Below are 23,889 nucleotides of genomic sequence, written 5' to 3'. Positions count from 1 at the left end.
TCAGGCGGATTCCTGCTTGAGCCAGGTCAGGCGCCAGGACGCACCGGCCTCGCCCATGGCCTGGGCGAGCGGGCGCAGCGCCGGTTCGACGGCGGCGTCGAGCTGCCACGGCGGGTTGATGATGACCATGCCGCTGCCGTTCATGCGCAGCGGCGAATCGTCGGGGCGCACCAGCAGTTCGATCGCCAGCGCGGAGCGGGCCGGCAGCGCGGCGAGCTTGCGCATCAGCGGCTGCAGGGTGGCGCGGCGCTTGATCGGGTACCACAGCGCGAAGATGCCCTGCGGGAAACGGTCCAGGCCCTCGCGCAGCGCGGCGACGATGGCCGCGTACTCGCCCTCCTGCGCTTCGTAGGGCGGGTCGATGAGCACGAGGCCGCGGGCGAAGCGGGTGTTGCCTTCGCGTGGCGGCAGCAGCGCCTTGGCCGCGGCGTAGCCGTCGCGCTGGTGGACGTGGCAGCGCGGGTCGCCGGCCAGCACGGCCCTGAGTGCGGTGGCTTCCTCGGGCTGCAGCTCGCAGGCGGCGAGGCGGTCCTGTTCGCGCAGGGCGTGGGCGACCAGCAAGGGCGAGCCGGGATAGCTGTGTTCGTCGCCCAGGGCGCAGTCGGCCACCGCGTCGAGGTAGGCGCGCAGCGCCGGCGGGCCGGCCGGCGCCGCCTCGCGCAGGCGCACGAAGCCGGCGGCGGCTTCGCCGGTGCGGCTGGCCTGGTCGCCGCGCAGGTCGTAGCGGCCGCGCCCGGCGTGGGTGTCGAGCACGAAGAAGGGCGCGTCCTTTTTCTTGAGCGCGTCGAGCAGGGCGACCAGCACCAGGTGCTTGAGCACGTCGGCGTGGTTGCCCGCATGGAATCCGTGGCGGTAGTTCATGGCGTGCAGTCTACGCCGTGGCGGGGGTTAAACTCCGGCCCCGTGGCGCAGGGGAGGCCGGGAATGACGGGTTCGATCGAGGTGAGGCGGCTGGCGGGCAGGGAGCTGGAACCCTGGCTCGAGGCCGTGGCGGCGCTGCGGGTGGCGGTGTTCCGCGACTGGCCCTACCTCTACGAAGGCGACCCGGCCTACGAGACCGAATACCTGCGGGCCTATGCCGCGTCGGCCGGGGCCGTGGTGGTGCTGGCGCTCGACGGCGAACGCGTGGTGGGCGCCTCGACCGGCCTGCCGCTGGCCGACGACACCCTCGAGTTCCAGCGGCCCTTCCTGGACGCCGGGCGGCCGGTGGACGACGTGTTCTATTTCGGCGAATCGGTGCTGCTGCCCGAATACCGCGGCCGCGGCCTGGGGCACCGCTTCTTCGACGAGCGCGAAGCCCATGCCCGGGCATCGGGCCGCTTCCGCTGGACCGCCTTCTGCGCCGTCGACCGCGACCCGGCCGACCCGCGCCGCCCTCCGGGCCATCGCGGCAACGAAGCCTTCTGGATCGGGCGCGGCTACGTCCGCCAGCCGGGAATGACCGTGCGCCTGGCCTGGCCCGAGCCCGGCGACCCCACCCCCACCGAAAAGCCGCTCACCTTCTGGCTCCGCCCGCTCGCGCCGTCCTCGCAGGAGTCCCTTCTGGCCCGATGAACCGGCCGCGCCTGAAGGTGGTCCTACAGCGGGGCGGGGAGGAGGGCGGCCAGCTGCAGCGACGCGGCGCCCAGGGCGATGCCGATGCCCGTGGCGGCGAGCACGTCGCTGGGGTAGTGCAGGCCGAGCACCACGCGCGAGACGGCGACGCTGGCGGTGAAGGGCAGCAGCAGCGGCGCGAGCGCCGGGTAGTGCGCCAGGGCCACGACGGTGAAGGCGACCGCGTGCAGGGTGTGGCCGGAGGGGAAGCTGAACTCGTCCAGCGGCGCGATCAGCGGGCGGATGCGGCGGTCGGCCGAGAAGGGCCGCGGGCGCTTCGTCCAGCGCTTGAGCCGGCGATAAAGGATCAGCGCCACCAGGCCGGTCGCCGCCAGGTGCGCCGAGGCGCCGAGGCCGCGCCAGCCGTCCACCAGCACCAGGCCGGCCATCAGCGCGTACCAGAACGCGCCGTCGCCGAGCCGGCTGACCAGCCGGAACCAGGAGCGCACCGCGCCGCGCGCGCCCCAGCGGTTGGCGGCCAGGCACCACGCGTGTTCGCGGCGGGCCAGCCGGCGCGCGTTCATGCCGCCTCCGCCCGCCGGCCCAGTCCGGCCAGCAGGGTCGCGAAGTCCGCCGCCACCCGGTCGGGGTGCAGGTGCTGCACCGCGTGGCGCGCCGCTTCGCCCTGGTGGCGCAGGCCGTCGCCGGTGGCCGCGGCCACCACGGCCGCGACGAAGCCCGGCTCGTCGCCAAAGGCCACCGCGGCGCCATGCAGCCCGTGGCGCAGGTGCTCGCGGGCGGCGCCGTAGTCGAAGGCGATGGTGGCGATGCCGCTGGCCATGGCCTCGAGCGTGACGTTGCCGAAGGTCTCCGACAGGCTGGGGAAGCAGAACAGGTCGGCGCTGGCGAAGCAGCGCGAAAGCTCGTCGCCGCGCAGGGTGCCGGTGAAGATGAAGTCCGGGTTGTCGAGCTGCAGCCGGGCCCGGGCCGGGCCGTCGCCGACCCAGACGAAGCGCGCATCCGGACGCTGCTTCTGCAGTTCGCGATAGGCGCGAACGGCCAGCGGCAGGTTCTTCTCGGGCGCGATCCGGCCCACGTGCAGCAGGACCGGGGCGCCTTCCCTGGCCCCCCAGCGTTGGCGCAGCGCCGGGTCGCGCCAGCCCGGATGGAAGGCGCGCGTGTCGACCGCGCGGCCCAGGCGCACCACCCGCCGGAACGCCTGGCGGGCCAGCTGCTCCTGCAGCTCGAGGGTCGGCACCAGGGTCGCGTCGGCGCGGTTGTGGAAGCGGCGCAGCCAGGCGAACACCCAAGGGCTGAGGAAACCCGCGCCGTAGCGGCCGATGTAGTCGTCGAAGCGGGTGTGGAAGCCGGTGGCCACCGGGATGCCCAGCTGGCGGCAGGTGCGCAGCGCCGACCAGCCCAGCGGACCCTCGGTGGCGATGTAGACGGCGTCCGGCCGCTGCGCCGTCCAGCGCGCCGCGAGCCGCCGCCCGGCGGGCAGGCCGAAGCGCAGCCCGGGGTAGCGGGGGATCGGCGCCCCCTCCACCAGCAGCAGCGCCGGCCCGGGGCGCGGGCCGTCGTGCTCACGCTCGGGCCGGACCAGTCCCACCTCGTGGCCAAGCCGGCGCAGGCCTCCCTCGAGCGACTGCACGGTGAGCGCGACGCCGTTGACGTCGGGCGGGTAGGTTTCAGTGACCAGGTCGACGCGCAGGGGCTTGTCCATGGCGCCAGAATCGCGGCGGCCTGTGCCAGGCCGGTGACCGTGGCATGACGCCCGCGTTACCGCGGCTCAGAGCGCCCGGATCGTCAGGCGGCGGCCGAAGCCGGCCAGGGTCTCGCGTTCGGTTTCGAGGTCGAGCAGGGTGAGCGGGTGGCCGTCGAGCCAGCGCTTGGGCAGGCGCAGCAGCAGCTCGTCGCCGTCCACGTCCAGCTCCACCACCGGCAGCGGGTCGCGGTCGTGGCTGCGGTGGATCAGCACGGACAGACGCAGCAGCAGCGCGATGCGCTGCACGCTGGCCACCAGGCGGTCGGGCAGCTTGTCGAAGCTCGACGGGTTGATCACGCGCCGCTGGGTGCGCAGCAGGGCCGCGAGGATCTGCTGCTCGGTGCGCGAGAAGCCGGCGATGTCGGCGTGTTCGACCAGGTAGGCGCCGTGCTGGTGGTACTGGCTGTGGGCGATGGCCAGGCCGATCTCGTGGATGCGCGCCGCCCAGGCCAGCTGCCGGCGGCTGTCGCCGTCCAGGCCCCAGGCCAGCTCGGCTTGGTCGAACAGGCTCAGGGCGGTGGCTTCCACCCGAGCGGCCTGGTCGAGGTCGACGCCATAGCGCGCCTGCATCGCGCGGATCGACTCCGCGCGCGGATCCTCGGGCGAGCCGCGGCCGATCAGGTCGTAGAGCACGCCCTCGCGCATGGCGTGGTCGCTGACGTACATGCGCTCGATGCCGAGCGCGCCGAAGGCGGCGTCGAGCACCAGCAGGCCGCCGGCGAAGATCGGCCGGCGCTCGGCCGACAGCCCGGGCAGCTTGATGTCGGAAATGTTCTCGAAGTCCAGCAGCTTGTCGCGGATGGCCTCCAGGCTGGCGTCGGTGACCGAGACCTTGGTGAGCTTCATCTTCACCGAGACGTCGCAGATCGCCTTGATCGTGCCCGAGGAGCCCATGGCCTCGTGCCAGCCCAGCCGCCGGTAGCGTTCGGCGAACGGCTGGTACTCGGCGGCCAGCTCGATCCGGGCTTCCTTCCAGCGCTTGCGGCTCAGCCGCCCGTCGCCGAAGTAGCGCCGGGTGGTCGCGATGCAGCCCATCTGCAGGCTCTCGCGCTCGAGTGCCTGGAAACCCTCGCCGATGATCGTCTCGGTCGAGCCGCCGCCGATGTCCATCACCAGGCGGCGCTTGCCGGGGTCCGGCGGGCTGCCGTGCGCCACGCCAAGGTAGATCAGGCGCGCCTCCTCGCGGCCTGCGACCACTTCGATGCCATGGCCGAGGGCGGTTTCGGCCGGCACCAGGAAGGCCTGCGGATTGCCCAGCTGGCGCACCGTGTTGGTGGCCAGCGCGCGCACGCGCGAAGGCGGCAGGGTGCGGATGCGCTGGCCGAAGCGGGCCAGGCAGTCGAGCGCGCGCGGCATCACCGACGGGTCCAGGCCGCCGCGGCCGTCCAGGCCCTCGGCCAGGCGCACGGTTTCCTTGATGCGGTCGATGATCCGCAGCTGCCCGAGCACGTAACGGGCCACCACCATGTGGAAGCTGTTCGAGCCCAGGTCCACCGCGGCCAGCAGGTCGCCGTCCTTCAGCGGTGGCGTGTCTTGGGTCGGCATCGTCAGTCGCAGAGTTTGGCCAGCAGCGAACCTTGCGCAGAATAGGGCATCTCGCCCTCGGCCGGCGAGACCCGCGCGTAGCTTCCGTCCTCGCGCAGCTCCCAGGCCTGGAGGTTGTCGGCCAGGTAGTTGGCCAGCTCCTCGTCGAACACGCGCGCCGCCAGCCGCTCGTCGATGATCGGGAAGCAGGTCTCGACCCGGCGCAGCAGGTTGCGCTCCATCCAGTCGGCGCTCGAGCAGAAGATCTCCGGCTTGCCGCCGTTGCGGAACCAGTACACGCGGCTGTGCTCGAGGAAACGCCCGACCACCGAGCGCACGCTGATGTTCTCGGACACCCCGGGCACGCCCGGGCGCAGGCAGCAGGCGCCGCGCACGATCAGCTCGATGCGCACGCCGGCGCGCGAGGCCTCGTACAGCGCGCGGATCACCGTCGGCTCGTTGAGCGCGTTCATCTTGGCGATGATGTGGCCCTTCTTGCCGGCGCGGGCGTTCTTCGCCTCGCGCTCGATCCGGCGCAGGATGCCCTGGTGCAGGGTGAAGGGCGACTGCATCATCCGGCGCAGCTTGATCGACGGCGCCAGGCCCGAGAGCTGCTGGAACACGTCGTGCACGTCGGCGGTGATGTCCGGGTCGGCGGTCATCAGGCCGATGTCGGTGTAGGCGCGCGCGGTGCCGGCGTGGTAGTTGCCCGTGCCCAGGTGCACGTAGCGCTGCAGCTTCTTCCCCTCGCGCCGCACGATCAGCATCATCTTGGCGTGGGTCTTGTAGCCCACCACGCCGTACATCACCTGCACGCCGGCTTCCTGCAGCTGGTCGGCGAGGCGGATGTTGGCCTCCTCGTCGAAGCGCGCGCGCAGTTCCACCACCACCGTCACGTCCTTGCCGTTGCGCGCGGCCGTGATCAGGTGGTCGATGATCTTGCTGTCCTTGCCGGTGCGGTAGAGCGTCTGCTTGATCGCCAGCACGTCCGGGTCATGGGCGGCGTGGGCCAGCAGGTCGAGCACCGACTGGAAGCTCTGGTAGGGGTGGTGCAGCAGCACGTCGCGCTGGCGCAGGGTCTCGAACGGCGCCTCGGCGTCGAGCGGCGCCGGGCCGGGCTTGAAGGCCGGGAACTTCAGGTCCGGCCGGTCGACCAGGTCGTAGACCTGGGTGACGCGGTTGATGTTGACCGGGCCGTTGATGCGGTAGACGGCGTTCTCGGTGAGGCCGAAGTTCTGCAGCAGGGTGCGCACGATCGGCTTGGGGCAGTGCTCGGCGATCTCCAGCCGCACCGCCGGCCGGAAGCCGCGGCTGGCCAGTTCGTCCTTGAGCGCGCTGGCCAGGTTCTCCACTTCCTCCTCGTCCACGAACAGCTCGGAGTTGCGGGTGACCCGGAACTGGTAGGCGCCCTTGACCTTCATGCCGGTGAACAGGTCGTCGACGAAGGCGGTGAGCACCGCCGAGAGCAGCACGAAGTCGTGCTTGCCGCCGGAAACCTCGGGCGGCAGGTGGATGATGCGCGGCAGCGAGCGCGGCGCGCGCACGATCGCCATGCCGCCCTTGCGCCCGAACGCGTCCTTGCCCTCGAGCACCACCACCACGTTGAGCGACTTGTTGAGGATGCGCGGGAACGGGTGCACCGGGTCCAGGCCCAGCGGCGAGAGCACCGGCAGCAGTTCGTCGCGGAAATACTTGTGCAGCCAGCGCTTCTGGCGCGCGTTCCAGGACGAGTGGGCGAGGATGCGGATGCCGGCGGCGTTGAGCTCCGGGCGCAGGGTCTCGTTCCAGTAGCGGTACTGCTCGGCCACCAGCCCGGCGGCCTTGTCGTGGATCAGCTCCAGCGCCCGCGCCGGTGCGATGCCGTCGGGCGGCAGCGGGCCGCCGAACTGCAGCGCGGTGCGCACGGTGGCGGCGCGGATCTCGAAGAATTCGTCGAGGTTGGTGCAGCTGATGCACAGGTAGCGCAGCCGCTCGAGCAGGGGCACGGCCGGGTCCTTGGCCTGGGCCAGGACCCGGAAGTTGAATTCCAGCTGCGACAGTTCGCGGTTGAGGTAGAGCTCCGGCGCGTGCAGGTCGCCGTCGGGGGTCTTGTCGTCCATTTCCCTAGCTTACGTCTTCCAGGTCGTCGCCGGCTTGGCTGCGCATGCGCACCCGGGCCGGCCCGAACACGCAGGCGAAGGTGCTGCCCCGGCCGACCTCGCTTTCCACGTCCAGCCGGGCCTGGTGCAGGCTCAGCACGTGCTTGACGATCGACAGGCCCAGGCCGGTGCCGCCCGATTCCCGGGACCGGCTGGTGGACACCCGGTAGAAGCGCTCGGTGATGCGCGGCAGGTGCTGCTCGGGGATGCCGTAGCCGGTGTCCTGCACGGCCAGGCGCACGCCGCCGCCGGCCACCTTCTCGAAGCGGATCGTCACCCGGCCGCCGGTGGGGGTGTAGCGGATGGCGTTGCTGACCAGGTTGGAGAAGGCGCTGTGCAGCTCCTTGGTCGAGCCGGTGAGGTCGCAGCCGGCCTCGTCCAGGACGCGGACCTCGTGCCGGCCCTGGCTCAGGGCCTCGGCCTCGCGGCGCAGGGTCACCAGCATCGGCGCCATCGCCAGCGGCTCCTCGGGCAGCGACTCCTGCGCCTCGAGCCGCGAGAGCGTGAGCAGGTCCTCGACCAGCTGGGTCATGCGCTGGGACTGGCGGCGCATTTCCTCGACCATGACCGCCAGTTCGGGGTGCTCCTCGGGCTCGATCATGTCCAGGTAGCCGTGCACCACCGTCAGCGGGGTGCGCAGTTCGTGCGAGACGTTGGCCACGAAGTCGCGGCGCACCTGCTCGAGCCGCATCAGCTTGGTCACGTCGCGCACCACCACCATCCATTCCCGGGCCGAGTAGGGGATCAGGCGCAGGCTGATGCGCACCATCGGATCGGCCGGGCTGGGCAAGTCGAGCAGCGGCTCGTCGGTCTGGCCGCTGGCCAGCCAGTCGCGCACCCGCGTCTGGCCGGCGAAGAAGTCGGCCAGCGGCTCGCCCAGCGACTGCGGGTAGCGCAGGCCGAGCAGGTGCCGGGCGGTCTTGTTGAACCACACCAGCCGGCCGTCCCGGCGGTGGATGACCAGGGCGCCGTCGGGCATGGCCGTGGCGGCCTGGCGGTAGGCGCGCAGCAGGCGCACCAGGCGGCGACTGCGGCGGCGGTTTTCGGTCTGGCGGCGGTGGATCAGGGTCTCCAGCGCGGCCCACAGGCCCTGGCCGTCGACCGTGCGCAGTTGCTTGCGCCAGTCCAAGAAGCGCAGCACCCGGTACAGGCGCCAGTAGGCGCGCGCCGCCAGCGCCAGCGTGGCCAGGCCCAGCGCCCACCAGGGCTCGCCCAGGGCCAGGCCCAGGCCCAGGGCGAAGGCATAGAACAGCAGCAGCCGGATCAGGGACTGGCGCCAGGCCAGCCGCAGCAGCATCGATACGCTCATCCGGCCCCCGGGCGCCTCAGCCGACCGAGGCCGAAAAGCGGTAGCCGGCGCCGCGCACCGTCTGCACCATGCCGTCGAGCACATGGGGCTCGAGCGCCTTGCGCAGGCGGCGGATGTGCACGTCCACGGTGCGTTCCTCGACGTAGACGTTGCCGCCCCAAACGTGGTCGAGCAGCTGGGTGCGGGTATAGACCCGGTCGGCGTGGGTCATGAAGAAGTGCAGCAGCCGGTATTCGGTCGGACCCAGGTGCAGCGGCTGCTCGTTGGCGTAGACCCGGTGCGCGGCGCCGTCGATGCGCAGGGCGCCGACCGCCACCGAGCCGTCGTCCTCGTCGTCGCGGGCCCGGCGCATCACGGCGCGGATGCGCGCCAGCAGCTCGCGGGCCGAGAAGGGCTTGACCACGTAGTCGTCCACGCCCGACTCCAGGCCCGAGACCCGGTCGTTCTCCTCGCCGCGGGCGGTGAGCATGATGATCGGCACGTCGCGGGTGAGTTCGTCCTTGCGCCAGCGCCGGGCCAGCTCCAGGCCGCTGGACCCGGGCAGCATCCAGTCGAGCAGGATCAGGTCGGGCACCCTCTCGGTGATCGCCACCTGGGCCTCGCGGGCGTCCCCGGCGTGCACCGGCTCGAAGTCGGCCTTGCGCAGGGCATAGGCCACCATCTCCCGGATGGCGGGTTCGTCGTCGACGATGAGGATGCGTTTTTGCACTGGCTTACCGTGTCATCCGGTGGGGTCGCGTGCAAGTAGATAAAACTTTTGTGACCGGCCCGTGACAGGCCGGCCGGGCGCGGCTCAGCGGCTGTCGGGACGCTGGCGGTCGGCGGTGATGCCCTGGCGGCGCATTTCCAGCACCACCGGGGTGATGGCGGCCATGCGGGCCTCGATGCGGGCGCGCTGGTAGTAGTTCAGGTCCTCGCGCTGGCGCAGCCGGTCGAGCTGGTTGAGCGCGTCCACGGCCCGGCCGTTCAGGAAGGCCGCCTCGGCATAGGCCTCGCTGGCCCGGATCTCGTCGCCGGCCAGCTCGCTGGCGCGGGCGAAGCTGCGCTGGAACAGCGGGTCGTCGCCGGCCTCGGCCAGCAGCGGCCGCAGCACCTCCTGGGCCCGCACGCCGGCCTCGGCGGTGGCGCGCTCGCCCAGGGCGTCGGCATAGGTCAGGCGCACGGCGCGGCTGTCGGGGTGGCGCAGCAGCAGCGACTCGAAGCGCCGGGTGGCCACCTCGTGCTGGCGCGACAGCGCCGCCGCCTCCGCATGGGCCAGCTCCAGCCACAGGTCGCCGGGGTGCTGCACCAGGAGGCGGGCCAGGCCGGCCTCCGCCTCGCGCGGGCGGCCGGCGCGCATCTGGGCCAGGGCCAGGCCGTAACGCTGGGCGTCATCCACGCGCGCGCCCGGCGCACGCGCCAGCGCCTCGTACTCGAGCACGGCGCCGCGGGCGCTGGGCGCGCTGAGCACGCGCAGGCGCTCGCGGGCCCAGCCAAACACGTCCTCGCGGCGCGCCGGCGCGTCGCCGCCGGCCAGGCTCAGGTCGCCCGGCAGCAGCAGGCTCGGCCGCGCCGGCGGTGCCGGCGGCGTGAAGCTGCTCTCGGCCAGCCGGCCGGCGCGCTGCCGGGTTTCGCTGATGCGCAGGGACGTGACCGGGTGGGTGCGCAGGTACTCGGGCAACTGGTAGCCGCCCGAGTTGCCGCGGTTCGCGCGCTGCATGCGCTCGAAGAAGTTGGCCATCCCGTTCGGGTCGTAGCCGGCGCGGGCCAGGGTCTGGATGCCGATGCGGTCGGCCTCGGATTCGTTGGATCGGGTGTAGTCGATCTGCCGCTGCTGCATCAGCGCCATCGCGCCGGCGACCGCGGCCATGCTGGCGTTGGAGCTGGAGTTGTCGTCGGGGTTGCCGCTGCCCACGGCGTGCGAGGCGGCGATGGCGCCCAGCATGGCCAGCAGGATCGGCACCTGGTCCTTCTGGGCGCGCTCGTAGGCGCGCAGCACGTGGCGCTGGGAAACGTGGGCCACCTCGTGCGCCATCACGCCGGCCACTTCCGATTCGTCCTCGGCGGTCAGCACCAGGCCGGCGTTCATGCCCACGTAGCCGCCGAGGGTGGCGAAGGCGTTGATCTCGCGCTGGCGCAGCATGAAGAAGGTGTAGCCGTGCTGCGGCGTATCGCTGGCGGCGGCCAGGCGGTAGCCCATGCCCTGCAGCCAGTCGTGCACCAGCGGGTCCTCGATGACCAGGCCCATGCGGCGCAGTTCGTAGAGCAGGTAGGCGCCGTATTGCGCCTCCATCCCCGGGTCGATCATCTCGGCGGCCGAGGAGCCGATGTCGGGCAACTGGGCGTCTTGCGCACGGGCGCCGCAGGCCAGGGCGAGGGCCAGGCTCAGGGCGGCGGGAACGAGGATGCGCAAGGTCGGCTCCGGGGCGGGTTGCCGACAGCATAGCCGCTGGCCGCAGCGGCCGGAGTGAACCCGGAGTTAACCCGGGCGGCGGGCCTCAGCGTTGCAGCCGCTCGCTGGTAAAGCCCCGGCGCGGGCGACAGAATTGTCGCCTGCAACCGGAGAACACCGTGGCCAAGGTCGTGATGTACACCACCGCCATCTGCCCCTACTGCGTGGCGGCCAAGAATTTCCTCAAGTCGCGCGGCGCCAGCTGGGAAGAAGTCCGCATCGATACCGATCCGGCCCGCCGCGACGAGATGCTCGCGCGCGCCCGCCGCACGTCGGTGCCGCAGATCTTCGTCGGCGACACCCACGTCGGTGGCTACGACGACCTGGTCGCGCTCGACCGCGCCGGCGGCCTGGCGCCGCTGCTGCAGGAGGGCGGCGCATGAGCTCCGGGGATAAGGACCGCGTCGCCGAGTTCACCGCGTTCCGCCAGCGGATGAACGAGCGCATCCTGGCCGAGGACAACCAGGTCGTGCGGCGCTTCTTCGCGCTCGACACCCAGACCTACCGGGCCGGCGCCCTGGACGTGAAGACCAAGGAGCTGATGGGCCTGAGCGCCTCGATGGTGCTGCGCTGCGACGACTGCATCGCCTACCACGTGGCGCAGTGCAGGCAGGCCGGGGTGACCCGCGACGAGCTGTTCGAGGCCTTCAGCGTGGCCCTGGTGGTCGGGGGCTCGATCGTGATCCCGCACCTGCGCCGGGCGGTGGATTTCCTGGACCAGCTGGAAGCCGGCGAGGCCGCGCCTTCGCCGGAGCCGGCGGGCCACGGCCACTGAGGCTGTCGGGCCTTCCCATGGGTCCTTCAGGAGGGCCCCCGGGCCCGGCCAACCCGCCCCCGACCAAGGTCCGCTGGAGCGGGAACCCGGCATTTGAGGCATAATATTGCGCCTTCGGCGGCCGCCCGGCTGCCCTAACCTGTTGCATCAAAAGGATTTTATGACCCAGACCATCGCGGTGATCCGTGGCGACGGCATCGGCCCGGAGATCATGGACGCCACCCTGCAGGTGCTCGATGCCCTCGACCTGGGCCTGTCCTACGACTTCGTCGAAGCCGGCCTGGCCGCCTACGAAAAGCAGGGCGAACTGCTCCCCGCCGCCACCCTCGACGCGATCCGCAAGCACCGCGTCGCGCTCAAGAGCCCGCTGACCACGCCGGTGGGCGAGGGCTTCTCGTCGATCAACGTCGAGCTGCGCAAGCGCTTCGACCTCTACGCCAACGTGCGTCCGGCGATCAGCTTCCCGAACACCAAGTCGCGCTACGAGAACATCGACCTGATCACGGTGCGCGAGAACACCGAGGGCGCCTACATCGGCGAGGGCCAGAACCTCACCGCCGACGGCGAGACCGCCACGCTCACGCAGAAGATCACCCGCCGCGGCTCCGAGCGCATCGTGCGCTACGCCTTCGACCTGGCCCGCCGCGTGGGCCGCAAGAAGGTCACGATCGTGCACAAGGCCAACATCCTCAAGTCCACTTCGGGCCTGTTCCTGAAGGTGGCGCGCGAGGTGGCCCAGCAGTACCCGGACATCGAGTGCAACGAGATGATCGTGGACAACACCTGCATGCAGCTGGTGATGCGCCCCGAGCAGTTCGACGTGATCGTCACCACCAACCTGTTCGGCGACATCATCTCCGACCTGTGCGCCGGCCTGGTGGGCGGCCTGGGCCTGGCCCCGGGCGCGAACATCGGCACCGAGGCGGCGATCTTCGAGGCCGTGCACGGTTCGGCCCCGGACATCGCCGGCAAGGGCATCGCCAACCCGGTGGCCCTGCTGCTGGGCGCGGTGCAGATGCTCGAGCACATCGGCAAGGTCGCCGAGGCGGCGCGCCTGCGCCAGGCCATCATCGACACCATGGCGGCCAAGGACAACCTGACGCCGGACCTCGGCGGCACCGGCACCACCCAGTCCTTCGCCCAGGCCATCGCCGCCCGCGCCCGCGGCTGAGCCAGCGGCCCGGCCGGAATGGAAAAGGCGCCCTCCGGGGCGCCTTTTTCGTTGCCGGCCTCAGCCGATGTGCGTGGGGTCGAGCGTGGCCGGCCAGCCGCGCGGCAGGTAGTGGGCGACGTCGGCGAGCAGCAGCATCGGCCGGTCCTCGCGGGTGTCGCCATAGGCGTGGATGCGGTGGAAGCGCGAGAGCTCGACCTCGGCGCGCACCCGCGCGACCTTTTCCTCGAGCACGCACTGCGGGCCGGCGTAACGGCCGGTCAGCCGCCCGTCGACCGATTCGAGCCTTGAGCCCAGGGCCACGGCGCCCTCGCGGGCGGCGAAGGCCTGCAGCAGCACCTCGAAGTTGCCCGAGACCAGCATGACGCTGTCGCCGCGCTCGCGATGGGCGCGCAGCCGCGCCAGCGCCTGCGGGCGCATCAGGCCCGGCAACTCGCGCGCGGCCCAGTCGCGGGCGGCGTCTTCGAAGGCCGCCGCGTCCGTGCCGGCCAGGCCGCGGCGCACCGCCTCGGCGCGGATCCGCGTGCCCGGCACCAGGCCGAGCCGGTAACCCGCCACCAGCGGCGCCAGCGTCCAGCGTGCGGCGCGCTGCCTGTCGGCCGGCACGAAGTCGCGCAGGAAGCGCGGGAAGGTTTCGGCCGTGGTCAGCGTGCCGTCGAAGTCGAAAAGCGCCAGGTCCATCGTCGGGTTCGCAAAAAGGAAAAGGGCCGGCGAGGCCGGCCCTCCCAGGCAAGGAACGGCCGGGCTCAGTCGCGCGACTGCAGCTTGGCCAGCAGGCGCAGGATCTCCAGGTACAGCCAGATCAGGGTGACCACCAGGCCGAAGGCGCCGTACCACTCCATGTACTTGGGCGCGCCGGCCTCGGCGCCGGACTCGATGAAGTCGAAGTCCAGCACCAGGTTCAGGGCGGCGATGATCACCACGAAGACGCTGAAGGCGATGCCCATCGCGCTCGACTCGTGGATGAAGCCGAAGCCGTCGAAGCCGAACAGGCGCAGGCCGAGGTTGACCAGGTAGAGCAGGGCGATGCCGCCGGTGGCCGCGACCACGCCGAGCTTGAAGTTCTCGGTGGCCCTGATCAGGCCCGACTTGTAGGCCATCAGCAGCGCCGCCAGCACGCCGAGCGTGAGCATCACGGCCTGCATGACGATGCCCGGGAACTGTGCCTCGAAGAACACCGAGATGCCGCCCAGGAACAGGCCCTCGAGCAGGGCGTACAGCGGCGCGGTGATCGGCGCCCACTGCTTCTTGAACACGGTGACGAGGGCGACGATGAAGCCGCCGATGCCGCCCACCAGCAGGTAGGGCATCAGCATGCCCATCGACTCGGGGCCGGTGTAGAGGTTCCAGGTGTAGGCGGCGGTGGCCACGCACATCAGCAGCAGCAGGCCGGTCTTGTTGACCGTGCCGTTGAGCGTCATCACCTGCCCGGGATCGCGGGAAACGACCTGGCCGCTGCCGACGTCGAGGAAGGTGTTCTGGTTCAGGGCGGGATTGCCGCTGCGCATGGTGGCTCCGGTGGCTGGATTCGCAGCCATGGATGCTACCGGAGCGCGGGGCGCCGCGGCCAGCCCGTTCAGACCCCGGCGATGTCCCGGACCAGGTCGTCACCCGACAGGGTGGCGGCCAGGCGCAATGCCGCCGGGAAGTCCGGCGCGAAGTGCAGCTCGCCCGGGCGCTCGGACAGGCCCATGCGCCGGGCCACGGCCAGCGGCTGCGGCTGCAGGCCGGAGATCACCAGCACGATGCCCTGGCGCTTGCAGCGCTCGGCCAGCGTGGCCAGCGAATGCACGCCGCTGGCGTCCACCAGCGGCACCAGCCGCATGCGCAGGATGAACACGCGCGGCCGGGTGAACAGCTGGTCGAGCAGCTGGTCGACGCGGTTGGCGGCGCCGAAGAACAGCGGGCCGCGGATCTGGTAGACCTCGACGCCCGGCGGCAGCTGTTCGCGCTGGGCGGCGTCCGCGTCCGAGTTGGTTTCCTCGCCGTTGTCGTCTTCGATCAGCTGCACGCCGGCGCTCACCTCGACCATGCCCGCCATGCGGTACATGAAGGAGAAGGCGGCCACCACCATGCCGACTTCGATGGCCAGGGTCAGGTCCACGAACACCGTCAGGCCGAAGGTCAGCAGCAGCACCAGCTTGTCGCCGCGCGGCGCCGAGCGCAGGGTGCGGCGGAAGTGGCCGTGCTCGCTCATGTTCCAGGCCACCACCACCAGCAGGCCGGCCAGCGCCGGCAGCGGCACGTAGCTGGCCAGGTCGGAGGCCAGCAGCACGAAGGCCAGCAGGAAGCCGGCGTGCAGCATGCCCGCGACGGGGGTGCGGCCGCCGGCGCGGATGTTGGTGGCGGTGCGGGCGATGGCGCCGGTGGCCGGCAGGCCGCCGAACAGGGCGGAGGCGCCGTTGGCGATGCCCTGGCCGATCAGCTCGGTGTTCGAGCGGTGGCGCCGGCCGGTCATGCCGTCGGCGACCACCGCCGAGAGCAGCGACTCGATGCCGGCCAGGAAGGCGATGGTCAGCGCGGCCGGCAACAGCGCGATGCAGCGCGCCAGGTCCAGCGCCGGCAGCGAGGGCGCGGGCAGGGTCGAGGGCACGCCGCCGAAGCGGCTGCCGATGGTCTCGACGGGCAGCCCGAACACCGTCACCGCGGCCGAGGCCGCGACCACCGCCACCAGGAAGCCGGGTGCGCTCGGCGCCAGCCGGCGCAGCCCGACGATCAGCAGCACGCAGGCCAGGGCCAGGCCCAGCGCCCAGCCGTTGAAGCTGCCGATGTGGTCGTAGAGCACGGCCAGCTTGGGCAGGAAGTCCGCCGGCACGTCCTCCACCTGCAGGCCCAGCAGGTCCTTGAGCTGGCTGGCGAAGATGATGACGGCGATGCCCGCGGTGAAGCCGGTGATCAGCGGCTGCGGCAGGTACTTCATCAGCGTGCCGACCTTGAGCAGGCCGGCGACCACGAGGATCGCGCCGGCCATCAGGGTGGCGATGACCAGGCCGTCGTAACCGTGGCTGGCGATGATGGCGTAGATGACCGGGATGAAGGCGCCGGTGGGGCCGCCGACCTGCACGCGCGAGCCGCCGAGCGCGGAGATCAGGAAGCCGGCGACGATGGCGGTGAGCAGGCCGGTGGCCGGGTCGGCGCCGCTGGCCACCGCCAGGGCCATGGCCAGGGGCAGGGCGACGATGGCGACGGTCAGGCCGGCGACCGAGTCGGCGCGCAGGTCGGACAGGCGGTAGCCCTCGGAGAGCACCGTCAGCAGCTTCGGGTGGAATCGACTGGCGAAGAACTCGCGCAGGCTCATGGGGTGGGCTCCTTCAGGCGTACGCCGCGGCCCAGGCCCTGGCTGGGCTGGCCGTGGCCGATCAGCTCGACGCCGGCGGCGTCCAGGGCTTCGACGATGCGGGTGAGGGTGTCGACCTTGCCGCGCACGTTGCCGGCGCTGGCTTCCATGCGTTGCACGGTGGGCAGGGACACGCCGGCGAGCTCGGCCAGGCGGCGCTGGTCGAGGCCGAGAAGGGCCCGGGCGGCCCGGAGCTGGGCGGCGCTGATCATGCGGGACTCCGAAGGGAACCGGGTGTATTTAACCCCTTCAGGTATCAGTTTGCAAGTTCAGGACATCGTTAGAGATATATGAAACATCATTCTTGTCCGCGCTGCCAGAAGTGCGCCAGCACCCGGACCGGGCCCCGGCCGGGCGCATAACCATGCTTGAGCGCGCCGTGCACGTAGTGGGTCGCGGCCGAACAGGCTTCGCGCAGGGGCATGCCCCGGCACAGGTTGGCGGCGATGGCGGAGGCCAGGGTGCAGCCGGTGCCATGGCCTTCGACGTCCAGGCGCGGGTTCACGAACTCGATCAGGGCCTGGCCATCGTCGAAGCGGTCGACCATGTCGCCGTGGCCGGGCAGGTGGCCACCCTTGAGCAGCACCGCGCCGGCGTCGAGCGCCAGCAGTTCCACCAGCGCCGCTTCGGCCGCTTCCTCGTCGGCGATCGGGTGGCCGAGCAGCAGTTCGGCCTCCGGGATGTTGGGCGTGACCACCGTGGCCAGCGGCAACAGCCGCGAACGCAGCGCGTCCAGGGCTTCGTCGGCCAGCAGCTTGGCGCCGGAGGTGGCCACCATCACCGGGTCGAGCACCACCGCGCGCGGCCGGTGCGCCTCCAGCGCCTCGGCGACCGCGCGGATCACCCGCGCGTTGGCGAGCATGCCGATCTTCACCGCGCCGATCTCGAAGTCGGCGAAGCAGGCATCGATCTGCGCGCGCAGGAAATCCACCGGCGGCACGTGCACGGCCGTCACCGCGCGGGTGTGCTGGGCGGTGAGCGCGGCCAGCGCGCTCAGGCCATGCACGCCGTGCGCGGCGAAGGTCTTGAGGTCGGCCTGGATGCCCGCGCCACCGCCGGAATCGGAACCGGCGATGGTGAGGGCGCAGACGGGGCGGCTGCCGGTGCTCACAGTACTTCCGAGGCGTAGTCGGCCAGGCGCGAACGCTCGCCGCGGCGCAGGGTGATGTGGGCGCTGTGGTTCCAGTTCTTGAAGCGGTCCACGGCGTAGGTCAGGCCCGACGTGGTCTCGGTGAGGTAGGGCGTGTCGATCTGCTCGACGTTGCCCATGCAGATGATCTTGGTGCCCGGGCCGGCGCGGGTGACCAGGGTCTTCATCTGCTTGGGCGTGAGGTTCTGCGCCTCGTCGACGATGACCCAGCGGTTGAGGAAGGTGCGGCCGCGCATGAAGTTCATCGAGCGGATCTTGATCCGGCTGGCCAGCAGTTCGTTGGTGGCGCCGCGGCCCCAGTTGCCGTGGTCCTCGGTGTGGGTGAGCACCTCGAGGTTGTCGGTGAGCGCGCCCATCCAGGGCGTCATCTTTTCTTCCTCGGTGCCGGGCAGGAAGCCGATGTCCTCGCCGACGCTCACCGTGGCGCGGGTCATGATGATCTCGCGGTAGCGCTGCACGTCCATGGTCTGGGTCAGGCCCGCGGCCAGGGCCAGCAGGGTCTTCCCGGTGCCGGCGGTGCCGAGCAGGGTGACGAAGTCGATCTCCGGGTCCATCAGCGCGTTGAAGGCGAAGTTCTGCTCGCGGTTGCGCGCGTTGATGCCCCAGATCTGGTGCTGCGGGTTGCGGAAGTCGTCGACGATCTGCAGCACCGCCTTGCGCTCGTCGAGGCGCGCGACCTTCATCTCCACCTCGTCCTCGCCGGGCATGTAGAGGAACTGGTTGGGATACCAGCCGTCGTCCTCCCGGCGCGCGACCTCGTAGAAGGTGCGGCCGCGGTCGGTCCAGCTGCGCAGGCTGCCCTCGTGGCGCTCCCAGAAGTCGCCGGGCAGCTCGGTGGCGCCGGTGAAGAGCAGGTTGAAGTCGTCGATCGCGCGGTCGTTCTCGTAGTCCTCCGACTTCACGCCCGAGATCGAGGCCTTGATGCGCAGGTTGATGTCCTTGGACACCAGCACCACCGGCACGCCCGGGTTGTCCTCGATCAGCTGCAGGATCGAGCCCAGGATCTGGTTGTCGGGCAGCACCAGGCCGAAGCGCTTGCCCACCTCCACCGGCCGGACCTGGAACAGCAGCCGCCCGGCCGATTCCGAGGAGCGCAGCTGCAGGCCCTGCGGCCGCACCAGCTTCACGCCCTGTTCGATGCTGTCGCTGCCGTGCGCCTCGATGATCTCGTTGAGGAAGCGGCTGACCTGGCGCGCGTTGCGGCTGGATTCCGAGTGGCCCTTCTTGCCGTTGTCCAGCTCCTCCAGGACCATCATCGGGATGAAGACGTCGTGCTCCTCGAACTTGAACAGGGCCGTGGGGTCGTGCATCAGCACGTTGGTGTCCAGGACGTAGATGCGCTTGGATCGGGTCATGGGCTTCTCGGGCTAGGGGTTTTCACCCCGGAAAGGACGGCGCCGCCGAGGCTCGCGGGGCGAGTCGGCGGTGGGCATGTTCGGAAGGGAGGTCACTTTGCCTTGGCGGCCTGCTGGTGCGTCTTGAGCGATTCGTACACCGCTTCGGCGTGGCCGGCAACCTTGACCTTGCGCCACTCGTCGGCCACCCGGCCCTGCGGGTCGAGCAGGAATGTGCTGCGCTCGATGCCCAGCACCGTGCGGCCGTACATGTTCTTCTCTTTGATCACGTCGAAGGCTCGGCACAGGGCTTCGTCGGCGTCGGACACCAGGTCGAAGCGGAAGCCCTGTTTTTCGCAGAAATTCGCGTGCGACTTCACCGAATCGCGCGACACGCCCAGCACCTCGGCGCCGGCGCGGCGGAACGTCGTGAGCAGGGCGTTGAAGTCGTTGCCCTCGGTGGTGCAGCCCGGGGTGGAGTCCTTGGGATAGAAGTACAGCACCAGCCACTTGCCGCGGTAGTCGGAGAGCCTGGCGGTCTTGCCGCTGCCGAGCTGCAGCGGGAGGTCGGGAATCTTCTTGCCGGGTTCGGTCATCGTCTTGTCAGAACTTCATCGGATCCATGATCGCGTCGAGGTTCAGGTGGTCGCAGAACTCGAGGAAGTCGTCGCGCAGCGCGGCGATGTGCATGTTTGCCGGGATGCCGATGGTGACCTGGGCCGAGAACATGTCGGCGCCGGTCTGCATGGCGCGGTAGCGCGAGCTGTGCAGGCTTTCGACCGTGATGCCCTGGCGGTCGAAGAAGTCGGCGAGCTGGAACAGGATGCCGGGTTTGTCGGCCGCCACCACCTCGACGATGTAGGGCAGCAGGTTCGACTGCAGGGCCTTGGGGCCGGTGCGGTACCAGACCAGCTTGTAGCCGTCCTCGCGCTCGAGCCGGCCCAGCATGGCCTCGAGCTTGGCGACCGCGTCCCAGGAGCCCACCGCCAGCGCCGTCACCGAGACGTCGCGGCCGACCGTGCTCAGGCGGGCGTCGACCAGGTTGCAGCCGCTGTCGGAAATACGCCGGGTGACGGCCAGCAGGGGAGACTGCGGATGCGTGGTGTAGGCGCTGATCAGCAGGTGGTTCTCGTTGGCGGTCGGGCGCGCGGCGGGGTCGGTCAAAGCGGGGGTCCGTGCAGGCGCGGCGGGCGCGCGGTTCAGTCGGGGCCAGCATACTTGCCGCCGCTTTCCGGCCGCAAGTAAGATCAGCGGCAAACATCGCAAGGCCCTCATTTTGCATCTTTCCGGCAGCATCACCGCGCTGGCGACGCCGTTCACGGCCGCCGGCGAACCCGACTTCGAGTCCTGGGCGCGCCTTGTCGACGGCCAGCTCGAAGCCGGCACCTCCGCCATCGTCGTCGCCGGCTCCACCGGCGAGGCCGCCGCGCTCACCGACGCCGAGTACGCAGCGCTGCTGCAGGCCGCCGTCGCGCGTGCCGGCGGGCGCATCCCGGTGCTGGCCGGCACCGGCCTGTCGAACACCGCCAAGACGATCGCCCAGACGCGCTTCGCCCGCGAGCACGGCGCCGACGCCGCGCTGGTGGTCACGCCGCCCTACGTGCGGCCCACGCCCGACGGCCTGGTCGCACACTACACCGCGGTGGCGGCGCAGGGCGGCCTGCCGGTGGTGCTGTACAACGTGCCCGGCCGCACCGGTTGCGACATGTCGCCCGAGGTCGTTGCGCGGCTGCGCGGCGACCCGAACATCATCGGCCTGAAGGAAGCCCGGGGCGACGAAGCCCGCTGGGAGGCGCTGTACCCGCTGGCGGGCCCTGATTTCGCCCTGCTCAGCGGCGACGACCCGACCTTCGTGCGGGCCGTGCTCGGCGGCGCCGCCGGCGTCATTTCCGTGGCCTCGAACGTGGTGCCGCGCGCTTTCGCCCGGCTCTGCGCCCTGGCCCGGGCCGGCGAAGCCGGGGCGGCACATGCGCTCGACGCGCGGCTGGCCGGGCTGTACGACTTCCTGGGCGTCGAGCCCAACCCGATCCCGGTCAAGGCCCTGCTGGCCCGCCAGGGCATCGGCCAGGGCCTGAGGCTGCCGCTGCTGCCGCTGTCGGCCGCGCATGCGGCCGCCGCCGACGACATGGCGGCGCTGTGCCAGCAGCTCGAATCCGAACTGAAGTAACCTTGCCGACCCGACCCCATCCTGCCCCGCGCCGCGCGCCGGGCTCCCGAGGAGACACCGCATGACCGCCCCGAAGCTTTCCCTCCGCCCGCTGCTGGTCACCGCGCTGGCCCTGTCCGTGATCGCCGCCAGTGGCTGCAGCTGGGTCCGCAGCAAGTGGGGCAACGAGGCCACCTACCAGGGCAGCCGCCAGAACCAGCCGCTGGAGGTGCCGCCGGGCCTGGACATGCCCTCGACCGCAGGCGCCGTGGTGATCCCCGACGCTCCGGCCGGCGGTCCCGTGCCGACCGCCGTGCCCTCGGCCGACGCGGCGCCGGCCCCGACGTCCGTGGCGGGCATCGACTCGTTCGTGCTGGCCGATTCGGCCGCCAGCAGCTGGCGCCGCATCGGCATCGCCCTGGACAAGATCGAGGGCGTGAGCGTCGCCAACCGCGCGCAGCTGCTCAATAGCTACGAGGTCAGCTACAAGGGCGTGTCGATGCTGCTGCGCGCCGAAGACCTGGGCGGCCAGACCCGCGTCGTGGCCCTGGGCCAGGACGGCCAGCCGATCCGCAGCGGCGTGGCGACCGAGCTGCTGGCCATCCTCAAGGCCCGGCTGGGCTGAGGCGGCGAAAGGCCGCGCCGGCTCCGCGCCGCGAGGCACCAGCCACGAAAAAGAAGGGGCGCCCATCGGGCGCCCCTTCTGTTTTCCGGCCGGACCCTGAGGGGCTCAGCGCTTGAGTTCGGGCAGCTTGCCGGTCTTGCCGTCCCAGTCGGCGGCGTCGGGCAGGGGATCCTTGCGGGTCGTGATCACCGGCCACTCCTTCGACAGCTCGGCGTTGAGGGCGATGTAGCCCTCCTGGCCGGCGGGCACGTCGTCCTCGGGATAGATGGCCTTGGCCGGGCACTCGGGTTCGCACAGGGTGCAGTCGATGCACTCCTCGGGGTCGATGACCAGGAAGTTGGGGCCTTCGTGGAAACAGTCGACCGGGCACACCTCGACGCAATCGGTGTACTTGCAGCGGATGCAGTTCTCGGTGACGACGAAGGGCATGGGGGACTTCCGGTTGGCTTGCCTGCCGCGGATTCTACCGGCGCCGCGCCTCCCAGCCCAGCCGCGGCAGTGGCGGGAACGAACCCGGGCGCCGGAAAAGCGAAGGCCCGGCGTTGGCCGGGCCTTCTGAAGATGGCGCTCCCTAGGGGACTCGAACCCCTGTTCCAGCCTTGAGAGGGCCGTGTCCTAGGCCACTAGACGAAGGGAGCGCGGATGGCGAAGCGGTGAAGCGGGCGCTAGTATAGCCGGCTTGATCGCCCACGGGAAGGCCACCGGCCCGCCCTCCGGCCCCACGCCGCGCAGGCCGACTGCGCCGTCCCGAGCCCATGACGGAAAACGCCATCAGCAACCCCAGCCAGCCCCTCGTCGTGCCGCGCGCCGAACACGGCATCTCCCGCAAGGACATCAGCCCGAACGCGCTGCGGGTCCTTTACCGCCTGCGCGACGGCGGCTTCAACGGCTACTTGGTGGGCGGCGCCGTGCGCGACCTGCTGATCGGCGGCCACCCCAAGGACTTCGACGTGGCCACCGACGCCACGCCCGAGCAGGTCAAGGCGCTGTTCCGCAACTGCCGGCTGATCGGCCGGCGGTTCCGTCTGGCGCACGTGGTCTTCGGCCGCGAGATCATCGAGGTCGCCACCTTCCGCGCCAACAGCGCCGACGACAGCGACGACCGCGAGACCGGCGACGACGGCCGGCTGCTGCGCGACAACGTCTACGGCAGCATCGAGGACGACGCGGTCCGGCGCGACTTCACCGCCAACGCGCTGTACTACACCGTCGAGGATTTTTCCGTGCGCGACTACGTCGGCGGTTACGACGACGTGCGCAATCGCGTGCTGCGCCTGATCGGCGACCCGATCGAACGCTATCGCGAGGATCCGGTGCGCATGCTGCGCGCGGCGCGCCTGGCCGCCAAGCTCGACTTCGAGATCGCGCCCGAGGCGGCCGACCCGATCCCCGGGATGGCCGACCTGCTGTCGGCGGCGCCGCCGGCGCGGCTGTTCGACGAGTGCCTGAAGATGTTCCTGGCCGGCCACGCCGAAAAGAGCTTCCTCAAGCTTGAGCAGCTGGGCCTGCTGGCGGCGCTGTTCCCGGAGACTGCCAAGGCGCTGGCCACCAACCGCAGCGGCGCGCTGCGCGCGATGGTGGTGCAGGCCCTGCGCAATACCGATGCCCGCATCGCCGCCGACAAGCCGGTGACGCCGGCCTTCCTGTTCGCCGCGCTGCTGTGGCCGGCCTACTGCCGCGACCTGGCCGTGCTGCAGAAGCAGGGCGTGGATCCGCTGGTGGCGCAGCAGCGTGCGGCCGACCGCGTCACCCTGCACCAGGCCCAGCGCATCGCGCTGCCGCGCCGGTTCTCGCTGCCGATGCAGGAGATCTGGCTGCTGCAGCCGCGCTTCGGCCAGCGCATCCGCAAGCGCGTGTTCCGCCTGCTGGCGCACCCGCGCTTCCGCGCCGCCTTCGACTTCCTCGAGCTGCGCGCCAGCGCCGCGCCGGAGGTCGCCGAGGACCTGGCCTTCTGGCGCGAGGCGCAGAACCAGGCGCCCGAGGAGCTGGCCGGCCGGCTGGCCCAGAAGTCGCCGCGCCGCGAGGCGGGGGACGAAGCCGGCGAGGAGCCGGGCGAGGATGGCGAGGCCGCTTCGCGCGCGCCGCGCCGCCGCCGCCGTCGCCGCAAGCCGCGCGATGGCGGGGACGCCACCGGGTGAAACCCGAAACGGCCTGGGTGGCCTTCGGCGGCAACGTCGGCGACGTGCGCACTGCGGTCGACCGGGCGCTGGCGGCCCTGGACGCCGTGCCCGGCATCCGCGTGCTGTCGCGCTCGGGCTTCTACCGCACGCCGGCCTGGGGCTGCACCGAGCAGCCGGACTTCATCAACGGCGTCGCCGCGCTGCAGACCACGCTCCCGCCCGGGGAGTTGCTCGGCGTGCTGCTCGCGACCGAACAGCGCTTCGGCCGGGTCCGCGCCGAGGACACGCCGCGATGGGGCCCGCGCACGCTCGACCTCGACCTGCTCGCCTGCGGCGATGCCGTGCTCGAGGAGCCCGGCCTGAGCTTGCCGCACCCGCGCCTGCACGAGCGCGCCTTCGTGCTCGTCCCGCTGGCCGAAATCGCCCCCGACCTGGTCGTGCCGGGGCGGGGCAGGGTGGCCGACCTGCTCGCGGCGGTGGATGCCGCGGGCATCGAGGCGATACCTTAGGCCCACTCTCCGCCGGAAACCG

25 protein-coding genes and 1 tRNA gene are annotated in these 23,889 nt (G+C 71.3%); 8 read left to right on the top strand and 18 right to left on the bottom strand.

Going from position 1 to position 23,889, the window contains the following annotated elements; genetic code table 11:
- Positions 1-861, bottom strand: coding sequence for a 23S rRNA (adenine(2030)-N(6))-methyltransferase RlmJ (locus C6N40_RS10540; RefSeq protein WP_106990987.1), 861 nt, complete (start codon positions 859-861; stop codon positions 1-3).
- Between C6N40_RS10540 and C6N40_RS10535 the strand changes: the two genes are divergently transcribed.
- Complete coding sequence (locus tag C6N40_RS10535) at positions 838-1,554, top strand: GNAT family N-acetyltransferase (RefSeq protein ID WP_425477701.1); 717 nt, start codon at positions 838-840, stop codon at positions 1,552-1,554. The genes C6N40_RS10540 and C6N40_RS10535 overlap by 24 nt on opposite strands.
- A 23-nt stretch (positions 1,555-1,577) precedes the next feature.
- Here the strand turns inward: C6N40_RS10535 and C6N40_RS10530 are convergent, their stop codons facing one another.
- From C6N40_RS10530 to C6N40_RS10500, 7 genes are all read right to left on the bottom strand, one after another.
- Positions 1,578-2,117, bottom strand: coding sequence for a phosphatase PAP2 family protein (locus tag C6N40_RS10530; RefSeq protein WP_106990985.1), 540 nt, complete (start codon positions 2,115-2,117; stop codon positions 1,578-1,580).
- Entirely contained in the window at positions 2,114-3,244 is a 1,131-nt protein-coding gene (locus C6N40_RS10525) for a glycosyltransferase family 4 protein (protein WP_106991039.1), read from the bottom strand. The genes C6N40_RS10530 and C6N40_RS10525 overlap by 4 nt, the downstream gene beginning before the upstream one ends.
- Positions 3,245-3,322: 78 nt before the next feature.
- On the bottom strand, positions 3,323-4,843 hold the full coding sequence (ppx, locus tag C6N40_RS10520) for an exopolyphosphatase (RefSeq protein WP_106990984.1): 1,521 nt from the start codon (positions 4,841-4,843) through the stop codon (positions 3,323-3,325).
- Between the two features lie 2 nt (positions 4,844-4,845).
- Entirely contained in the window at positions 4,846-6,921 is a 2,076-nt protein-coding gene (gene ppk1 / locus C6N40_RS10515; protein ID WP_106990983.1) for a polyphosphate kinase 1, read from the bottom strand.
- Positions 6,922-6,925: 4 nt separating this feature from the next.
- Positions 6,926-8,269, bottom strand: coding sequence for a phosphate regulon sensor histidine kinase PhoR (phoR, locus tag C6N40_RS10510; RefSeq protein ID WP_106990982.1), 1,344 nt, complete (start codon positions 8,267-8,269; stop codon positions 6,926-6,928).
- Positions 8,270-8,285: 16 nt separating this feature from the next.
- Positions 8,286-8,978 (bottom strand): phosphate regulon transcriptional regulator PhoB, encoded by a 693-nt coding sequence (gene phoB / locus C6N40_RS10505; protein WP_106990981.1) that lies wholly within the window; start codon positions 8,976-8,978, stop codon positions 8,286-8,288.
- A gap of 84 nt (positions 8,979-9,062) precedes the next feature.
- Positions 9,063-10,661: a M48 family metalloprotease gene (locus C6N40_RS10500; RefSeq protein WP_106990980.1), complete on the bottom strand. Its 1,599-nt coding sequence runs from the start codon at positions 10,659-10,661 to the stop codon at positions 9,063-9,065.
- A 173-nt stretch (positions 10,662-10,834) separates the two neighbouring features.
- Here C6N40_RS10500 and grxC point away from each other — a divergent pair, with 173 nt between their 5' ends.
- The 3 genes from grxC (at position 10,835) to C6N40_RS10485 (ending at position 12,646) form a co-directional block, all read left to right on the top strand.
- Positions 10,835-11,083: a glutaredoxin 3 gene (grxC, locus tag C6N40_RS10495; protein ID WP_106991038.1), complete on the top strand. Its 249-nt coding sequence runs from the start codon at positions 10,835-10,837 to the stop codon at positions 11,081-11,083.
- Complete coding sequence (locus C6N40_RS10490; protein ID WP_106990979.1) at positions 11,080-11,475, top strand: carboxymuconolactone decarboxylase family protein; 396 nt, start codon at positions 11,080-11,082, stop codon at positions 11,473-11,475. Before grxC ends, C6N40_RS10490 begins: the two co-directional genes overlap by 4 nt.
- 160 nt (positions 11,476-11,635) lie before the next feature.
- Positions 11,636-12,646, top strand: coding sequence for an isocitrate dehydrogenase (locus C6N40_RS10485; RefSeq protein WP_106990978.1), 1,011 nt, complete (start codon positions 11,636-11,638; stop codon positions 12,644-12,646).
- Positions 12,647-12,706: 60 nt separating this feature from the next.
- Here the strand turns inward: C6N40_RS10485 and C6N40_RS10480 are convergent, their stop codons facing one another.
- The 8 genes from C6N40_RS10480 to C6N40_RS10445 all read right to left on the bottom strand — a co-directional run bounded on the left by C6N40_RS10480 (position 12,707) and on the right by C6N40_RS10445 (position 19,631).
- On the bottom strand, positions 12,707-13,327 hold the full coding sequence (locus C6N40_RS10480) for an HAD family hydrolase (RefSeq protein WP_106990977.1): 621 nt from the start codon (positions 13,325-13,327) through the stop codon (positions 12,707-12,709).
- Between the two features lie 65 nt (positions 13,328-13,392).
- Positions 13,393-14,154, bottom strand: a complete 762-nt coding sequence (locus C6N40_RS10475; protein ID WP_106990976.1) for a Bax inhibitor-1/YccA family protein — start codon at positions 14,152-14,154, stop codon at positions 13,393-13,395.
- A 68-nt stretch (positions 14,155-14,222) separates the two neighbouring features.
- Positions 14,223-15,944 (bottom strand): SulP family inorganic anion transporter, encoded by a 1,722-nt coding sequence (locus tag C6N40_RS10470; RefSeq protein WP_106990975.1) that lies wholly within the window; start codon positions 15,942-15,944, stop codon positions 14,223-14,225.
- Entirely contained in the window at positions 15,941-16,195 is a 255-nt protein-coding gene (locus C6N40_RS10465; protein WP_106990974.1) for a helix-turn-helix domain-containing protein, read from the bottom strand. The genes C6N40_RS10470 and C6N40_RS10465 overlap by 4 nt, the downstream gene beginning before the upstream one ends.
- An 86-nt stretch (positions 16,196-16,281) precedes the next feature.
- Positions 16,282-17,094 carry a bifunctional hydroxymethylpyrimidine kinase/phosphomethylpyrimidine kinase gene (gene thiD, locus C6N40_RS10460; RefSeq protein WP_106990973.1) on the bottom strand — a complete coding sequence of 271 codons (813 nt, stop codon included), beginning with the start codon at positions 17,092-17,094 and terminating at the stop codon, positions 16,282-16,284.
- Positions 17,091-18,488 carry a PhoH family protein gene (locus tag C6N40_RS10455; protein WP_106990972.1) on the bottom strand — a complete coding sequence of 466 codons (1,398 nt, stop codon included), beginning with the start codon at positions 18,486-18,488 and terminating at the stop codon, positions 17,091-17,093. Before C6N40_RS10455 ends, thiD begins: the two co-directional genes overlap by 4 nt.
- Before the next feature lie 92 nt (positions 18,489-18,580).
- Complete coding sequence (locus C6N40_RS10450; RefSeq protein WP_106990971.1) at positions 18,581-19,063, bottom strand: peroxiredoxin; 483 nt, start codon at positions 19,061-19,063, stop codon at positions 18,581-18,583.
- A gap of 7 nt (positions 19,064-19,070) precedes the next feature.
- The gene (locus tag C6N40_RS10445) at positions 19,071-19,631 is read right to left on the bottom strand and encodes a glycine cleavage system transcriptional repressor (protein WP_240183502.1); all 561 of its coding nucleotides are present in this window, start codon (positions 19,629-19,631) and stop codon (positions 19,071-19,073) included.
- A 112-nt stretch (positions 19,632-19,743) separates the two neighbouring features.
- On the opposite strand from C6N40_RS10445, the gene dapA reads away from it, so the two are divergent.
- Positions 19,744-20,634 (top strand): 4-hydroxy-tetrahydrodipicolinate synthase, encoded by an 891-nt coding sequence (gene dapA, locus C6N40_RS10440; RefSeq protein ID WP_106990969.1) that lies wholly within the window; start codon positions 19,744-19,746, stop codon positions 20,632-20,634.
- Positions 20,635-20,695: 61 nt separating this feature from the next.
- Positions 20,696-21,238 carry a hypothetical protein gene (locus tag C6N40_RS10435; RefSeq protein WP_106990968.1) on the top strand — a complete coding sequence of 181 codons (543 nt, stop codon included), beginning with the start codon at positions 20,696-20,698 and terminating at the stop codon, positions 21,236-21,238.
- 105 nt (positions 21,239-21,343) lie between these two features.
- Here the strand turns inward: C6N40_RS10435 and fdxA are convergent, their stop codons facing one another.
- Together fdxA and C6N40_RS10425 are read right to left on the bottom strand one after the other, a co-directional pair.
- The gene (fdxA, locus tag C6N40_RS10430; protein ID WP_106990967.1) at positions 21,344-21,667 is read right to left on the bottom strand and encodes a ferredoxin FdxA; all 324 of its coding nucleotides are present in this window, start codon (positions 21,665-21,667) and stop codon (positions 21,344-21,346) included.
- A gap of 133 nt (positions 21,668-21,800) precedes the next feature.
- Positions 21,801-21,876: transfer RNA gene (locus C6N40_RS10425), tRNA-Glu, on the bottom strand.
- A 117-nt stretch (positions 21,877-21,993) separates the two neighbouring features.
- Between C6N40_RS10425 and pcnB the strand changes: the two genes are divergently transcribed.
- Together pcnB and folK are read left to right on the top strand one after the other, a co-directional pair.
- On the top strand, positions 21,994-23,376 hold the full coding sequence (gene pcnB, locus C6N40_RS10420) for a polynucleotide adenylyltransferase PcnB (RefSeq protein ID WP_106990966.1): 1,383 nt from the start codon (positions 21,994-21,996) through the stop codon (positions 23,374-23,376).
- Positions 23,373-23,867, top strand: a complete 495-nt coding sequence (folK, locus tag C6N40_RS10415; RefSeq protein ID WP_106990965.1) for a 2-amino-4-hydroxy-6-hydroxymethyldihydropteridine diphosphokinase — start codon at positions 23,373-23,375, stop codon at positions 23,865-23,867. The genes pcnB and folK overlap by 4 nt, the downstream gene beginning before the upstream one ends.
- Positions 23,868-23,889: the final 22 nt, after the last annotated feature.

Origin of the sequence: Arenimonas caeni, assembly GCF_003024235.1 — a bacterium.
Lineage (GTDB): Bacteria > Pseudomonadota > Gammaproteobacteria > Xanthomonadales > Xanthomonadaceae > Arenimonas > Arenimonas caeni.
This window is presented reverse-complemented; position numbering and strand designations above follow the sequence as displayed.

Excerpts from the sequence above, each read along its gene's own strand:
- C6N40_RS10535 (WP_425477701.1), top strand. The coding sequence starts at position 838 with ATGGAATCCGTGGCGGTAGTTCATGGCGTGCAGTCTACGCCGTGGCGG.
- C6N40_RS10540 (WP_106990987.1), bottom strand. The coding sequence starts at position 861 with ATGAACTACCGCCACGGATTCCATGCGGGCAACCACGCCGACGTGCTC.
- C6N40_RS10530 (WP_106990985.1), bottom strand. The coding sequence starts at position 2,117 with ATGAACGCGCGCCGGCTGGCCCGCCGCGAACACGCGTGGTGCCTGGCC.
- ppx (WP_106990984.1), bottom strand. The coding sequence starts at position 4,843 with ATGCCGACCCAAGACACGCCACCGCTGAAGGACGGCGACCTGCTGGCC.
- ppk1 (WP_106990983.1), bottom strand. The coding sequence starts at position 6,921 with ATGGACGACAAGACCCCCGACGGCGACCTGCACGCGCCGGAGCTCTAC.
- phoR (WP_106990982.1), bottom strand. The coding sequence starts at position 8,269 with ATGAGCGTATCGATGCTGCTGCGGCTGGCCTGGCGCCAGTCCCTGATC.
- grxC (WP_106991038.1), top strand. The coding sequence starts at position 10,835 with ATGTACACCACCGCCATCTGCCCCTACTGCGTGGCGGCCAAGAATTTC.
- C6N40_RS10490 (WP_106990979.1), top strand. The coding sequence starts at position 11,080 with ATGAGCTCCGGGGATAAGGACCGCGTCGCCGAGTTCACCGCGTTCCGC.
- C6N40_RS10485 (WP_106990978.1), top strand. The coding sequence starts at position 11,636 with ATGACCCAGACCATCGCGGTGATCCGTGGCGACGGCATCGGCCCGGAG.
- C6N40_RS10480 (WP_106990977.1), bottom strand. The coding sequence starts at position 13,327 with ATGGACCTGGCGCTTTTCGACTTCGACGGCACGCTGACCACGGCCGAA.
- C6N40_RS10475 (WP_106990976.1), bottom strand. The coding sequence starts at position 14,154 with ATGCGCAGCGGCAATCCCGCCCTGAACCAGAACACCTTCCTCGACGTC.
- C6N40_RS10470 (WP_106990975.1), bottom strand. The coding sequence starts at position 15,944 with ATGAGCCTGCGCGAGTTCTTCGCCAGTCGATTCCACCCGAAGCTGCTG.
- C6N40_RS10465 (WP_106990974.1), bottom strand. The coding sequence starts at position 16,195 with ATGATCAGCGCCGCCCAGCTCCGGGCCGCCCGGGCCCTTCTCGGCCTC.
- C6N40_RS10455 (WP_106990972.1), bottom strand. The coding sequence starts at position 18,488 with ATGACCCGATCCAAGCGCATCTACGTCCTGGACACCAACGTGCTGATG.
- C6N40_RS10450 (WP_106990971.1), bottom strand. The coding sequence starts at position 19,063 with ATGACCGAACCCGGCAAGAAGATTCCCGACCTCCCGCTGCAGCTCGGC.
- C6N40_RS10435 (WP_106990968.1), top strand. The coding sequence starts at position 20,696 with ATGACCGCCCCGAAGCTTTCCCTCCGCCCGCTGCTGGTCACCGCGCTG.
- fdxA (WP_106990967.1), bottom strand. The coding sequence starts at position 21,667 with ATGCCCTTCGTCGTCACCGAGAACTGCATCCGCTGCAAGTACACCGAT.
- pcnB (WP_106990966.1), top strand. The coding sequence starts at position 21,994 with ATGACGGAAAACGCCATCAGCAACCCCAGCCAGCCCCTCGTCGTGCCG.